This window comes from Klebsiella sp. S69 (genome assembly GCF_016516145.1).
In the GTDB taxonomy this organism is placed as follows: domain Bacteria; phylum Pseudomonadota; class Gammaproteobacteria; order Enterobacterales; family Enterobacteriaceae; genus Klebsiella; species Klebsiella oxytoca.
In genome coordinates, this window is record NZ_JACVUU010000022.1 from 1 (window position 1) to 13,424 (window position 13,424).

14 protein-coding genes are annotated in these 13,424 nt (G+C 55.5%); 11 read left to right on the forward strand and 3 right to left on the reverse strand.

Translation table 11 applies throughout. The features are described from left to right. Positions 1–130 precede the first annotated feature (130 nt). From ydgT to gstA, 11 genes are all read left to right on the forward strand, one after another. Complete coding sequence (gene ydgT / locus IAE27_RS20470; protein WP_004102628.1) at positions 131–346, forward strand: transcription modulator YdgT; 216 nt, start codon at positions 131–133, stop codon at positions 344–346. Between the two features lie 80 nt (positions 347–426). After that, positions 427–867, forward strand: a complete 441-nt coding sequence (locus tag IAE27_RS20475; protein WP_004102630.1) for a DUF2569 domain-containing protein — start codon at positions 427–429, stop codon at positions 865–867. A gap of 77 nt (positions 868–944) precedes the next feature. Further along, positions 945–1,526 (forward strand): electron transport complex subunit RsxA, encoded by a 582-nt coding sequence (gene rsxA / locus IAE27_RS20480; RefSeq protein WP_004102633.1) that lies wholly within the window; start codon positions 945–947, stop codon positions 1,524–1,526. Further along, entirely contained in the window at positions 1,526–2,104 is a 579-nt protein-coding gene (rsxB, locus tag IAE27_RS20485) for an electron transport complex subunit RsxB (protein WP_004102635.1), read from the forward strand. The genes rsxA and rsxB overlap by 1 nt, the downstream gene beginning before the upstream one ends. Continuing rightward, a complete protein-coding gene (gene rsxC, locus IAE27_RS20490; RefSeq protein WP_108704983.1) occupies positions 2,097–4,184 on the forward strand; it encodes an electron transport complex subunit RsxC in 2,088 nt (695 codons plus the stop codon). The genes rsxB and rsxC overlap by 8 nt, the downstream gene beginning before the upstream one ends. Beyond that, positions 4,185–5,237 carry an electron transport complex subunit RsxD gene (rsxD, locus tag IAE27_RS20495; protein ID WP_017145749.1) on the forward strand — a complete coding sequence of 351 codons (1,053 nt, stop codon included), beginning with the start codon at positions 4,185–4,187 and terminating at the stop codon, positions 5,235–5,237. Between the two features lie 10 nt (positions 5,238–5,247). Continuing rightward, positions 5,248–5,868, forward strand: a complete 621-nt coding sequence (gene rsxG / locus IAE27_RS20500) for an electron transport complex subunit RsxG (protein WP_004102641.1) — start codon at positions 5,248–5,250, stop codon at positions 5,866–5,868. 3 nt (positions 5,869–5,871) lie between these two features. Continuing rightward, on the forward strand, positions 5,872–6,573 hold the full coding sequence (locus tag IAE27_RS20505) for an electron transport complex subunit E (protein ID WP_154022428.1): 702 nt from the start codon (positions 5,872–5,874) through the stop codon (positions 6,571–6,573). Between the two features lies 1 nt (position 6,574). Then, positions 6,575–7,210, forward strand: coding sequence for an endonuclease III (gene nth, locus IAE27_RS20510; protein WP_200092826.1), 636 nt, complete (start codon positions 6,575–6,577; stop codon positions 7,208–7,210). Between the two features lie 597 nt (positions 7,211–7,807). After that, the gene (dtpA, locus tag IAE27_RS20515; RefSeq protein WP_024274267.1) at positions 7,808–9,313 is read left to right on the forward strand and encodes a dipeptide/tripeptide permease DtpA; all 1,506 of its coding nucleotides are present in this window, start codon (positions 7,808–7,810) and stop codon (positions 9,311–9,313) included. 107 nt (positions 9,314–9,420) lie between these two features. Next, positions 9,421–10,026 carry a glutathione transferase GstA gene (gene gstA / locus IAE27_RS20520; RefSeq protein WP_023321116.1) on the forward strand — a complete coding sequence of 202 codons (606 nt, stop codon included), beginning with the start codon at positions 9,421–9,423 and terminating at the stop codon, positions 10,024–10,026. Positions 10,027–10,068: 42 nt separating this feature from the next. On the opposite strand, the gene pdxY is transcribed toward gstA, so the two are convergent. The 3 genes from pdxY to pdxH form a co-directional block, all read right to left on the reverse strand. Next, positions 10,069–10,929 (reverse strand): pyridoxal kinase PdxY, encoded by an 861-nt coding sequence (gene pdxY / locus IAE27_RS20525; protein ID WP_004102651.1) that lies wholly within the window; start codon positions 10,927–10,929, stop codon positions 10,069–10,071. 61 nt (positions 10,930–10,990) lie between these two features. Continuing rightward, a complete protein-coding gene (gene tyrS, locus IAE27_RS20530; protein WP_154022427.1) occupies positions 10,991–12,265 on the reverse strand; it encodes a tyrosine--tRNA ligase in 1,275 nt (424 codons plus the stop codon). 447 nt (positions 12,266–12,712) lie between these two features. Next, entirely contained in the window at positions 12,713–13,369 is a 657-nt protein-coding gene (gene pdxH / locus IAE27_RS20535; RefSeq protein ID WP_024274268.1) for a pyridoxamine 5'-phosphate oxidase, read from the reverse strand. Positions 13,370–13,424: the final 55 nt, after the last annotated feature.

Sequence of the window (13,424 nt, forward strand, 5' to 3'; positions counted from 1 at the left end):
GTTCCGGGTATTTACAACCGAAATAATTCCATACAGTTTACCGAAAAAAAGGAACGGCCGGTTGAGAACAGGTTTACACAGAATGGGTATATTCAACTTAAATTATTCTGATTATAAAATGGATACGCAAATGACCGTTCAGGACTACTTATTAAAATTTCGTAAAATCAGCACGCTGGAAAGTCTGGAAAAACTTTTTGATCACCTTAACTATTCCCTGACCGATAACGAAGAGATCGTCAACATGTATCGCGCCGCAGACCATCGTCGGGCGGAGCTGGTTTCTGGCGGCAAATTGTTCAACATTGGCGAGGTGCCCAAGTCCGTCTGGCGCTACGTGCAATAAAGACTGTCATCATTCACGCCAGTTGCTTATACTTCCGGCCCTGCTTTTATTGATAACTGGCGTTAAATTCGGGAGTAATAATGTCCTCTGACTCTGTGGAACGTATTGGCGGATGGCTTCTGGCGCCGCTGGCATGGCTCCTGGTGGCCCTGCTTAGCGCCTCATTGTCGCTGCTGTTTTTTGCTGATGCTCTGATGTCTTCCCAGACGTATACCCTGCTGCGCAATATGAGTACTGAACATCTCGCCTTGTGGATTGCTTCGCTGGCCTTCGCGATCGCCATGTGGTACTACACGCTGTGGTTGACCATTGCCTTTTTCAAGCGGCGGAAAGGGGTGCCAAAGCATTACATTATCTGGCTGCTGATTACGCTTCTGCTGGCGGTAAAAGCATTTGCCTTTTCCCCAATATCAGACGCTCTGGCGCTGCGCCAGCTGCTGTTTCCCCTTCTCGCTGCGGCGCTGCTGGCTCCCTATTTCAAGCGTTCTGAACGGGTTAAGCGGACCTTTGTGAATCCGTAATAACCACACAGTTAACCTGTTGTCGCCGGTATCGATTTATTCGATAATAGACGGCTTTTTCTATTTCAGGTCGAATAATGGCTGATTATTTACTGCTCTTTGTTGGCACCGTTCTTGTTAACAACTTCGTGCTGGTGAAGTTTCTGGGACTGTGCCCGTTTATGGGGGTTTCCAAAAAGCTGGAAGCCGCTATGGGAATGGGGCTCGCCACCACCTTTGTGATGACGCTGGCCTCAATTTGCGCCTGGCTGATTGATACCTGGATCCTTATTCCGTTGGACCTGGTCTATTTACGGACCCTGGCCTTTATCCTGGTTATCGCCGTAGTGGTGCAATTTACTGAAATGGTGGTGCGTAAAACCAGTCCGGCGTTGTATCGCCTGTTGGGCATCTTCCTGCCGCTGATCACCACCAACTGCGCGGTGCTCGGCGTTGCGCTGCTCAACATTAACCTCGGGCATAATTTCCTGCAGTCTGCGCTGTACGGCTTTGCTGCCGCCGTCGGCTTTTCGCTGGTGATGGTGCTTTTCGCCTCCATCCGCGAGCGTCTGGTGGTTGCCGATGTGCCGGCGCCGTTTCGCGGTAATGCCATTGCGCTGGTCACTGCCGGTTTAATGTCCCTCGCCTTTATGGGCTTTAGTGGTTTGGTGAAGTTGTAATGAATGCTGTCTGGATAGCCGTGGTTGCCATTAGCCTGCTGGGGCTGATTTTCGGCTTAATTCTGGGGTACGCTTCGCGCCGTTTTGAGGTGGAAGATGACCCGGTGGTGGAAAAAATTGACGCCCTGCTACCGCAGAGCCAGTGCGGTCAGTGCGGTTACCCCGGCTGTCGTCCCTACGCGGAAGCCGTAGGCACTCAGGGTGAGAAAATTAACTGCTGCGCGCCCGGCGGCGAAGCGGTGATGCTCAAAATCGCTGAGCTGTTGAACGTCGACCCGCAGCCTACGGACGGCGATGCGCAAGAAGCCGTACCTGCGCGAATGCTGGCGGTGATCGACGAAGCGAACTGCATCGGCTGCACAAAATGCATTCAGGCCTGTCCTGTGGATGCCATCGTCGGCGCCACCCGTGCTATGCATACGGTGATGAGCGACCTCTGCACCGGCTGTAATCTTTGCGTCGCGCCTTGTCCGACGCAATGTATTGAACTGCGCCCGGTGGCGGCGACGACAGAAACCTGGAAATGGGATCTTCAAACCATCCCGGTACGCATTATTCCCGTGGAACAACATGTTTAAGTTATTTTCCGCATTTCGCAAAGACAAAGTCTGGGACTTCAACGGCGGCATTCATCCGCCGGAAATGAAAACCCAGTCTAACGGTACCCCGCTGCGTCAGGTTTCCCTGCCGCAGCGTTTTGTCATCCCGCTGAAACAACACATCGGCGCGGAAGGTGAGCTCTGCGTCCAGCCGGGCGATCGCGTCCTGCGCGGCCAGCCGCTAACCCGCGGCTGGGGCAGAATGCTGCCGGTGCACGCGCCAACGTCCGGCATCGTGGCGGCGATTGCCCCCCACTCGACCGCCCACCCTTCCGCGCTGGCGGAAATGAGCGTCATTATTGATGCCGATGGCGAAGACCGCTGGATTGAACGCGATGGCTGGAACAATTACCAGAATAAATCCCGCGAAGAGCTGATTGAGCGCATTCACCAGTTTGGTGTAGCCGGGCTTGGCGGCGCCGGTTTCCCCACCGGCACTAAGCTGCGCGGGGGCGGCGACAGAATCGAAACATTAATCATCAATGCGGCGGAGTGTGAGCCCTATATCACCGCTGACGATCGCCTGATGCAGGATTGCGCGGCGCAAATCGTTGAGGGAATTCGCATCCTTGCCCATATTCTGCAACCTGCACAGGTGCTCATCGGCATCGAGGATAATAAACCGCAGGCGATTTCGATGCTCCGCGCGGTACTCGCCGACACGCACGGTATTTCGCTGCGCGTAATCCCGACGAAATACCCCTCAGGCGGTGCAAAACAGCTGACGCAAATCCTCACCGGTAAACAGGTGCCCCACGGTGGGCGCTCCTCTGATATCGGCGTATTGATGCAAAACGTCGGCACCGCCTATGCGGTGAAACGTGCGGTGATAGACGGCGAGCCGCTGACGGAGCGCGTAGTCACCTTAACCGGCGAAGCGGTCACGCGTCCGGGCAACGTCTGGGCGCGCCTGGGTACGCCGGTCAGCCATCTGCTAAAAGATGCCGGTTTCTGCCCAGGCGCCGATCCGATGGTGATTATGGGCGGCCCGCTGATGGGCTTCACCCTGCCCTGGCTCGACGTGCCGGTGGTCAAAATCACCAACTGTCTGCTGGCGCCTTCGGCGAGCGAAATGGGCGAACCGGAAGAGGAAAAAGGCTGTATCCGCTGTAGCGCCTGCGCGGACGCCTGCCCGGCCGATCTTCTGCCGCAGCAGTTATACTGGTTCAGCAAAGGGCAGCAGCACGACAAAGCCACCAGCCATAACCTCGCCGATTGTATCGAGTGCGGCGCCTGCGCCTGGGTTTGTCCAAGCAATATCCCGCTGGTGCAGTACTTCCGCCAGGAGAAAGCCGAGATATACGCCATTGCGCAAGAAGAGAAACGCGCAGCGGAAGCGAAAGTCCGCTTTGAGGCGCGTCAGGCTCGCCTGGAACGGGATAAAGCCGCAAGGCTGGAACGTCATAAGCAGGCAGCAGTACAGCCAGCAGCGAAAGATCAGGATGCGATTAACGCCGCCCTTGCCCGCGTACGTGAAAAGCAGCGCAACGCGGCGCAGCCGATTATCGTGCTCTCCGGCGAGAAACCGGATAACAGCGAAGCCATCGCCGCTCGCGAAGCCCGTAAGGCCGAGGCGCGGGCGCGCAGGGCTGAGCAGCTGGTAGTCCCGGCTGAACCTGCCCCGGACGCAGAGCAACCTGCTACCGTTGACCCGCGCAAGGCCGCCGTCGAGGCCGCGATCGCCCGCGCCAAAGCGCGCAAAGCGGGCCAGCAGGCAGCCCCGGCTGAACCTGCCCCCGCCGCAGAACAGCCTGCTACCGTTGACCCACGCAAGGCCGCCGTCGAGGCCGCGATCGCCCGCGCCAAAGCGCGCAAAGCGGGCCAGCAGGCAGCCCCGGCTGAACCTGCCCCCGCCGCAGAACAGCCTGCTACCGTTGACCCACGCAAGGCCGCCGTCGAGGCCGCGATCGCCCGCGCCAAAGCGCGCAAAGCAGAACAACAGCAACAAGCAGTTCCCCCGTCGGCAGCCAATGATGACGGCCGCAAAGCGGCAGTCGCTGAAGCAATCGCCCGCGTTCAGGCCCGGAAAGCGTCCCGGCAGGCAGTTAACGAGGATTAAATGGTTTTCAGAATCGCAAGTTCCCCCTACACCCACAATCAGCGCCAGACTTCGCGGATTATGCTGCTGGTGCTGCTCGCCGCCGTACCCGGTATTGTGGTTCAGACCTGGTTTTTCGGCTGGGGTACCGTACTGCAAATTATCCTCGCCGCCGTCACGGCGTGGGGAGCCGAAGCGGCCATTCTTAAACTGCGCAAACAAAATATCCCGGCGATTCTTGCCGATAACTCAGCGCTACTGACCGGCCTGCTGCTGGCGATCAGTATTCCGCCTTTTGCGCCGTGGTGGATGGTCGTGCTGGGCACTGCGTTTGCGGTGATTATCGCCAAACAGCTGTACGGTGGACTGGGTCACAATCCTTTTAACCCGGCAATGATTGGCTACGTGGTGCTGCTGATCTCTTTCCCGGTGCAGATGACCTCCTGGCTCCCGCCCCATGAGATAGCCGCCAATGTTCCCGGTTTTAGCGACGCGCTGAGGATGATTTTCACTGGTCATACGGCTACCGGCGGGGACATGAACAGCCTGCGAATCGGCATTGACGGCATCAGTCAGGCAACGCCGCTGGATACCTTCAAAACCTCGCTCCATGCCGGTCATGCGGTGCAAGAGATCCTCCAGTATCCTGTCTACGGCGGCGCACTGGCCGGTCTCGGCTGGCAGTGGGTTAACGTGGCTTATCTGGCGGGCGGTCTGTTCCTGCTATGGCAAAAAGCCATTCGCTGGCATATTCCGCTGAGCTTCCTGCTGAGCCTTGCCGTTTGCGCCACCCTGGGATGGCTATTCTCACCAGAAAGCCTTGCCTCACCGCAAATTCATCTGCTCTCCGGCGCCACCATGCTGGGCGCCTTCTTTATCCTGACGGACCCGGTGACCGCTTCCACCACCAATCGCGGTCGCCTGATCTTCGGCGCGCTGGCGGGGTTACTGGTGTGGCTAATTCGCAGCTTTGGCGGCTACCCGGATGGCGTCGCCTTTGCCGTTCTGCTGGCTAATATTACCGTTCCCTTGATCGATTACTACACGCGCCCGCGCGCGTACGGCCACCGCTGAGGACCCGAACATGTTACAAAGCATGCGTAAACACGGCATCACGCTGGCCCTCTTTGCTGCGGGTTCGACCGGGCTGACGGCCGCCATTAACGAACTGACTAAAAGCACTATTGAAGACCAGGCCGCCCAGCAGCAAAAAGCCTTATTCGACCAGGTTATGCCGGCCAATTTATATAATAACGACTTGCTGAAAAGCTGTTATCGGGTAACCGCGCCGGAGCTGGGAAAAGGCGAGCATAAGGTCTGGATTGCTCAGAATGGCGATAAAGCGGTTGCAGCGGTGATGGAAGCTACCGCGCCGGACGGCTATTCAGGAGCCATTCAGCTACTGGTTGCCGCCGACTTTAAAGGTACCGTGCTGGGTACCCGCGTCACCGAGCATCATGAGACGCCGGGCCTGGGCGATAAGATCGAGCTTAGAATTTCTGACTGGATCACCCTCTTTGCCGATAAAGTGATTCATGGGCAAAACGATAGCCATTGGGCCGTGAAAAAAGACGGCGGCGATTTCGATCAGTTTACCGGGGCTACCATTACTCCGCGCGCGGTGGTCAATGCCGTCAAGCGCGCGGGCCTGTATGCGCAAACTCTGCCCGCGCAGATTTCTGCTTTCACTCCCTGTGGAGACTAGACCATGAGCGAAGTAAAAGACGTTATTGTTCAGGGGCTGTGGAAAAACAACTCCGCGCTGGTTCAGCTGCTGGGGATGTGTCCTCTGCTCGCCGTGACCTCTACCGCCACCAACGCTCTTGGGCTTGGGCTGGCGACGACGCTGGTTCTTACCCTGACTAACCTGACCATTTCCAGCCTGCGTCGCTGGACGCCGGCGGAAATCCGTATTCCGATTTACGTTATGATCATCGCTTCGGTGGTGAGCGTCGTCCAGATGCTGATCAACGCTTATGCGTTCGGCCTTTATCAGTCTCTGGGGATTTTTATCCCGCTTATCGTCACCAACTGCATTGTGGTCGGGCGCGCTGAGGCCTTTGCCGCGAAAAAAGGCCCGGCGCTATCGGCGCTGGATGGTTTTTCCATCGGCATGGGGGCGACCTGCGCGATGTTTGTCCTCGGCTCGATGCGGGAAATTCTCGGCAACGGTACCCTGTTTGATGGTGCCGATAGCCTGCTCGGCAGTTGGGCAAAGGTTCTGCGTATAGAAGTATTTCATACCGATACGCCGTTCCTGCTGGCAATGCTGCCGCCGGGCGCATTTATTGGCCTCGGCATGATGTTGGCGGTAAAATACCTCATTGATGAACGTAGCAAACAGCGCAAAGCCAAAGCGGCGCAGGCCGGGGGGATCGTTGCGCCCTCTGATGTGACGGGAAAAGCATAGGATGAACAAGAGTAAACGCCTGGAGATCCTCACCAGGCTCAGGGATAACGACCCGCACCCCACTACGGAGCTGAATTTTAACTCGCCGTTTGAATTATTGATCGCCGTGCTGCTCTCGGCGCAGGCTACCGACGTTAGCGTCAATAAAGCTACGGCGAAACTCTACCCGGTCGCCAACACGCCGGTGGCGATGCTGGCGCTGGGCGTAGAGGGCGTCAAGTCGTACATTAAGACCATCGGCCTGTTCAACAGTAAAGCAGAAAACGTCATTAAGACCTGCCGGATCCTGCTTGAGCAGCATAACGGCGAAGTACCGGAAGACAGAGCCGCGCTTGAGGCGCTTCCCGGCGTCGGGCGCAAAACCGCTAACGTCGTGTTGAACACCGCCTTCGGCTGGCCGACAATCGCCGTCGATACGCACATTTTCCGCGTTTGCAACCGGACACAATTTGCGCCTGGTAAAAACGTTGAACAGGTGGAAGAGAAGCTGTTAAAGGTGGTTCCGGCGGAATTCAAAGTGGACTGCCATCACTGGTTGATTCTGCACGGCCGTTATACCTGTATCGCCCGTAAACCGCGCTGCGGTTCCTGCCTGATTGAAGATCTTTGCGAGTTTAAAGAGAAGGTCTACTCCTGACCCTACCAGAGCCATAACCCTTCATAAGTCATGGCTCTGGTGCATACCCCATTTTTCCGATGTTCACGCCATCGATTTAGCCTTCTTATGGCTTATTATTCCGCTATATAACCATCGATCAGCTTATTCATTTTTTTCAGAGGCAAAATTTCTATACATTTGTGATCCAGATCACTGAGTCAATTTCTTGTTGCTTTGTTGTTAACTTATTAATACGAAAACCTGCTGATTTAAATACCTCCAACTTAAATACCAACACAATAACCCATCATTTTTTAGGATTTTGGGCTATATCACTGGATGCAAGCACAAACAGCAGAACATATGGCCTTAATGCAAAAACTTTCCGATTCTGACAGATAAAAACGCTGCCATTAACGAAACGCTGAAATTTAACTCTGTATAACATTTATATGTCCGGTGTATTATAACGCTCAGGATATGTGTAACAGATTATTGCAAAGCTATTGCCTGATGGCACAGGATAGTGAACATTACCTGCCGTTTTCCCTCCAGAATAACTATAAAGGCGGCGGTCTGCGAAGATTGCGCCCCGAGCACCCCCCGTTAATATGGGATGTAAAAAAAGAGGTATTTGTGTCTACTGCAAACAATAAACCAACGGAGAGCGTGAGTTTAAACGCTTTCAAACAACCACGATCGTTCTATCTCATCTTCTCTATTGAGCTATGGGAACGTTTTGGTTTCTACGGCCTGCAAGGGATTATGGCCGTTTACCTGGTTAAACAGCTGGGTATGTCAGAAGCGGATTCTATCACTCTGTTCTCCTCCTTTAGCGCCCTGGTATACGGTCTGGTGGCGATTGGCGGCTGGCTGGGCGACAAGGTGCTCGGCACCAAGCGCGTCATTATGCTCGGCGCCATCGTTCTGGCTATCGGCTACGGCCTGGTCGCGTGGTCCGGACACGATGCGGGCATCGTGTATATGGGGATGGCAACGATTGCCGTGGGTAATGGCCTGTTTAAGGCTAACCCCTCTTCCCTGCTCTCGACCTGCTATGAAAAGAACGATCCGCGTCTGGATGGTGCATTTACCATGTACTATATGTCCGTCAATATCGGCTCCTTCTTCTCTATGCTGGCGACACCGTGGCTGGCGGCAAAATTCGGCTGGAGCGTCGCTTTCGCTCTGAGCTTTGTAGGCCTGGTGATCACCATCGTCAACTTCGCTTTCTGCCAGCGCTGGGTTAAGCAGTACGGTTCCAAACCTGACTTCGCACCGGTGCACGTGGGCAAACTGCTGGCCACTATCGTTGGCGTGGTCGTTCTGGTCGCGATTGCAACCTGGCTGCTGCACAACCAGGGCATTGCACGTATGGCGCTGGGCGTGGTTGCTCTGGGCATCATCGTTATCTTTGCTAAAGAGGCCTTTGCGATGCACGGCGCGCCGCGTCGCAAAATGATCGTTGCGTTTATTCTGATGCTGCAGGCGATCATCTTCTTTGTGCTGTATAGCCAGATGCCGACTTCCCTCAACTTCTTTGCTATTCGCAACGTTGAACACTCTCTGCTGGGTATCGCTTTTGAACCTGAACAGTATCAGGCGCTGAACCCGTTCTGGATCATTATCGGTAGCCCGATTCTTGCCGCCATTTACAACAAGATGGGCGACACCCTGCCAATGCCGATGAAGTTCGCTATTGGTATGGTCCTGTGCTCCGGCGCCTTCCTCGTGCTGCCGCTGGGCGCGAAGTTCGCCAGCGATGCGGGTATCGTCAACGTCAGCTGGCTGGTGATTAGCTACGGTCTGCAAAGTATCGGTGAACTGATGATCTCCGGCCTGGGCCTGGCGATGGTTGCGCAGCTGGTTCCGCAGCGCCTGATGGGCTTCATCATGGGCAGCTGGTTCCTGACAACCGCTGGCGCTAACCTGATCGGCGGCTACGTTGCGAACATGATGGCAGTACCGGACAACGTCACTGACCCGCTGATGTCGCTGGAAGTTTACGGCCGCGTGTTCCTGCATATCGGTGTCGCAACTGGCGTTATCGCTATCCTGATGCTGCTGACGGCGCCGAAGCTGAACCGCATGACCCAGGACGATGATAAAACGGCAAAAGCCAGCGATACCGCCACGGCTTAAGCTCCCTGGGAAAACCGATAAATTAAACCGCTAACGCTCTGTTAGCGGTTTTTTTTTGCCCCTGGGCGGACTAACATACAGAAAACCGCAGCCACGAGGAGTCACCGATGAAACTGTTCTATAAATCCGGCGCTTGTTCTCTAGCCTCGCATATCGCGCTACGCGAAAGCGGGCTGGACTTTACCCTGCAGGGCGTTGACGTGATGAAAAAACGCCTTGAAAACGGGGAGGATTATTTGCTGGTTAACCCCAAGGGTCAGGTACCGGCGCTGCTGCTGGACGATGACGTGCTGCTGACGGAAGGCGTGGCCATTATGCAGTATATCGCCGATCGCGTACCGGACCGCCAGCTGCTGGCGCCGGTAGGAAGCATCGCCCGCTACCAGACCCTGGAGTGGCTAAACTACGTGGCGACGGAACTGCATAAAGGCTTTACACCGCTGTTTCGCCCGGATACGCCGGAAGATTTCAAACCTATCGCCCGCGCGCAGCTGGATAAGAAAATGCAGTACGTGAACGAATGTCTGCAGGATAAAGAGTGGATTAACGGGCATCGTTTCACCATTGCGGATGGCTACCTGTTCACCGTACTGCGCTGGGCCTACGCCGTGAAGCTGAATATGGAAGGTTATAGCAATATCGCGGCCTGGATGAAACACGTTGCCGCGCGCCCGGCCGTAGCCGCTGCTCTTGAGGCTGAAGGGCTGAAGTAAAACCGATGCTTGCCCGACATGTCGGGCAAGTTCATACCCGCCTTAAAGCTGGGTGGCGCTAAAGTAGTGCTCCGGCTGCGCAATGCGATCCTGAGCCGCCACAACCTGAAGCTCATATTCCTGCATGTTTTTAGTCGCCAGCATGATTTCATAAACCGCGGCGGTCACGTGCTCCAGCGCATCGCGCAGAGTGGCGCCCTGCAGCAGTTTGACCAGCAGCAGCCCGCTGGTAACGTCACCGACGCCTACCGGCTGGCGCATGCCAAAATCCACCAGCGGACGGCTGATATGCCAGGCTTCCTGCGCGGTAACCAGCAGCATCTCAAAACGATCCATACTCAGTCCGGCACGCGAGAGATGCTTCACCAGCACCACCTCCGGCCCCTGAGCAATCAGCTCGCGCGCGGCCAAAACCGCCTCGTTAACGTTTGCCACCGGATGCCCGCAGAGGATCTCCAGCTCAATCAGATTTGGCGCAATAATATCGCTTGCCGGCAGCGCGTAGCGCACGTGAAACTCCGCTACGCCCGGCGCCACGATGCAGCCCTTTTCCGGATGACCCATTACCGGGTCGCAGAAATATTTCGCTGCCGGATTGGCGGCTTTAACCTGACGCACGATGCCAAGAATATGTTCGCCCTGTTCAGCCGATCCCAGATAGCCGCTTAGCACGGCGTCACAGCGCTGCAGTTGGTTAATATCGGCAATCCCCTGAACAATCTCCGTCAAATGCGCTGGCGGCATCACGCAGCCGGTCCATTTACCGTATTGGGTATGATTAGAGAATTGTACGGTATTAAGCGGCCAGACGTTGGCGCCAAGGCGGCGCATAGGAAATTCAGCGGCGCTGTTGCCCGCATGGCCAAACACAACGTGGGACTGGATGGCGAGGATGTTCTTCATCTTAATTACCTGAGAGCAAAAAATAAGGGGCGCGGTTTCCCACGCCCCTGCCTTTACGCAATTACTTCCAGCAGACCAGACAGTAATTTTTCTTACCGCGGCGCAGTAAGGTGTAGCGACCAAAGAGACGGTCGGCATCGACAAATACGTATTCCGGGTCGGACTGTTTTTCGCCGTTGATGGTCACCGCATTCGATGCGATGGTTTTACGCGCCTGACCGCGGGACGGCTGCAGTTCAGAATCCACCAGCGCCTGCATCAGATCGGCGCCTTTATCCATTTCGATCATCGGCACGCCATCCTGCGCCAGCTGTTTGAAATCGGCTTCGCTCAAATCGCTCAGGTTGCCGTTGAACAGGCTCTCGGTAATGCGTTTTGCCGCCACCAGACCTTCTTCACCGTGCACCAGACGGGTCACCTGCTCGGCCAGCACGTACTGGGCGCGCGGCGCTTTACCGCTGTTTTTGTCTTCCTCCTCCAGGGCATTGATTTCAGCTATGTCCATAAAGGTGAAGAACTTAAGGAAGCGATAAACATCGGCATCCGCGGTGTTGATCCAGAACTGGTAGAACTTATACGGACTGGTTTTCTTCGGATCGAGCCACACTGCGCCGCCTTCGGTTTTACCGAATTTCGTGCCGTCGGCTTTGGTGATCAGCGGAACGGTGAGGCCAAAGACCTGATTCTGGTGCAGACGACGGGTCAGGTCGATACCGGAAGTAATGTTACCCCACTGGTCAGAACCGCCGATTTGCAGCGCCACGCCGTGCAGCTTGTTCAGACAAGCAAAGTCGTAGCCTTGCAGCAGGTTGTAGGAGAACTCGGTAAAAGAGATGCCCTGGTCGTCGCGATTCAGACGCTGCTTCACCGCTTCTTTGTTGATCATCTGGTTTACGGAGAAGTGCTTGCCGATATCACGCAGGAAGGTGAGCACGTTCATGCTGCCAAACCAGTCGTAGTTATTCGCGGCGATGGCAGAGTTATCACCACAATCAAAGTCGAGGAAAGGCGCGACCTGTTTGCGAATTTTATCTACCCACTCCTGCACGGTATCTTCAGTGTTCAGTTTACGCTCAGCGGCTTTAAAGCTCGGGTCACCAATGAGACCCGTCGCGCCGCCAACCAGCGCAACAGGCTTATGGCCCGCCTGCTGAAAGCGTTTCAGGCATAACAATGGAACAAGATGCCCCAAGTGCAAGCTGTCGGCGGTAGGGTCGAAGCCGCAATAGAGCGCGATCGGGCCTTGCGCCAGTCGCTCTGCTAACGCTTCCTCGTCCGTCACCTGGGCTACCAGCCCCCGCTCCTGCAATTGTTTAATCAAGTTACTGCTTGCCATCAAATTCTCCATCTATAAACGACTGCACCTCTGCCGGTACACGACTTTTCGCCAGACGCGAAAAAAAACATCTATACCCTAAATAATTCGAGTTGCAGGAAGGCGGCAAGTGAACGACAAATTCGTCAGGAACGAATTTGAACAACCGAAGATGACCTTCGGTCAGGGACATAGATGTCCCTGATTCATCCCGATGAGCTTACTGTAGTAAGTGATTCGGGTGAGTGAACGCAGCCAACGCACATGCAAATTGAAGTATGACGGGTATACGCAAAATTGTTCAAGCTGCATCGCGGCGGCAAGCATATGAAAGCTCAGGGAACTTACACAGGTAAGCGACAGAGCGGGCAGGCGCAGCGGATAAAGATGCAGCTTGAAAAATGAAGCGTATAGAATAAAGCGCCAGGCCACGATGCACCAGCGCTTAAGACAACATTTTTGCGTCCTTTATGGCGCCAGTCGGTCGATCTGCCAGCCGCTGTTTTGGCGCTGATAGAGAAAACGATCGTGCAGACGATGCTCTCCGCCCTGCCAGAACTCCATCTGTTCAATACTGACGCGGAATCCGCCCCAGAAGCTCGGCAGCGGAACTTCGCCCTGCTGGAACTTTTGCTTCAGCTCGAGGAACTTACTTTCGAGGATGCCGCGAGCCGAAATACGGCTGGACTGCTGCGATACCCAGGCGCCAATCTGACTGTCGCGCGGGCGGCTGTGGAAATATTTGACTACTTCCAGCGTCGACAGGCGTTCCGCTTTACCGATAACCATGACCTGGCGCTCCAGCATATGCCATGGAAACAGCAGGCTGATGCGGGGATTTTTTTCAATCTGGTGGGCTTTGCGGCTGCCGAGGTTGGTATAAAACACCAGGCCTTTCTCATCGTAGTGCTTGAGCAACACGATGCGCTGGTAAGGCTGCGAGTTTTCATCAACGGTCGCGACAACCATCGCCGTCGGGTCAGCGAGCTTCGCATCACAGGCCTGCCGCAGCCAGCGTTCAAATAATGCCAGGGGTTCGGCAGGAAGGTCGTGGCGACGCAGGCCACCACGGGTATATTCACGGCGCAGATGCGCAATTTGCTGCAATTCGTCGTTATCAGACATGGCAATTGAGAAAGTCATCAATGGGTGGCGTTATTGTGCGCCCCCATGACTGAAA

What these genes read in the sequence shown, in the direction of transcription:
- ydgT (WP_004102628.1), top strand. Translation starts at nt 131, where the DNA reads ATGACCGTTCAGGACTACTTATTAAAATTTCGTAAAATCAGCACGCTG.
- IAE27_RS20475 (WP_004102630.1), top strand. Translation starts at nt 427, where the DNA reads ATGTCCTCTGACTCTGTGGAACGTATTGGCGGATGGCTTCTGGCGCCG.
- rsxA (WP_004102633.1), top strand. Translation starts at nt 945, where the DNA reads ATGGCTGATTATTTACTGCTCTTTGTTGGCACCGTTCTTGTTAACAAC.
- rsxB (WP_004102635.1), top strand. Translation starts at nt 1,526, where the DNA reads ATGAATGCTGTCTGGATAGCCGTGGTTGCCATTAGCCTGCTGGGGCTG.
- rsxC (WP_108704983.1), top strand. Translation starts at nt 2,097, where the DNA reads ATGTTTAAGTTATTTTCCGCATTTCGCAAAGACAAAGTCTGGGACTTC.
- rsxD (WP_017145749.1), top strand. Translation starts at nt 4,185, where the DNA reads ATGGTTTTCAGAATCGCAAGTTCCCCCTACACCCACAATCAGCGCCAG.
- rsxG (WP_004102641.1), top strand. Translation starts at nt 5,248, where the DNA reads ATGTTACAAAGCATGCGTAAACACGGCATCACGCTGGCCCTCTTTGCT.
- IAE27_RS20505 (WP_154022428.1), top strand. Translation starts at nt 5,872, where the DNA reads ATGAGCGAAGTAAAAGACGTTATTGTTCAGGGGCTGTGGAAAAACAAC.
- nth (WP_200092826.1), top strand. Translation starts at nt 6,575, where the DNA reads ATGAACAAGAGTAAACGCCTGGAGATCCTCACCAGGCTCAGGGATAAC.
- gstA (WP_023321116.1), top strand. Translation starts at nt 9,421, where the DNA reads ATGAAACTGTTCTATAAATCCGGCGCTTGTTCTCTAGCCTCGCATATC.
- pdxY (WP_004102651.1), bottom strand. Translation starts at nt 10,929, where the DNA reads ATGAAGAACATCCTCGCCATCCAGTCCCACGTTGTGTTTGGCCATGCG.
- tyrS (WP_154022427.1), bottom strand. Translation starts at nt 12,265, where the DNA reads ATGGCAAGCAGTAACTTGATTAAACAATTGCAGGAGCGGGGGCTGGTA.
- pdxH (WP_024274268.1), bottom strand. Translation starts at nt 13,369, where the DNA reads ATGTCTGATAACGACGAATTGCAGCAAATTGCGCATCTGCGCCGTGAA.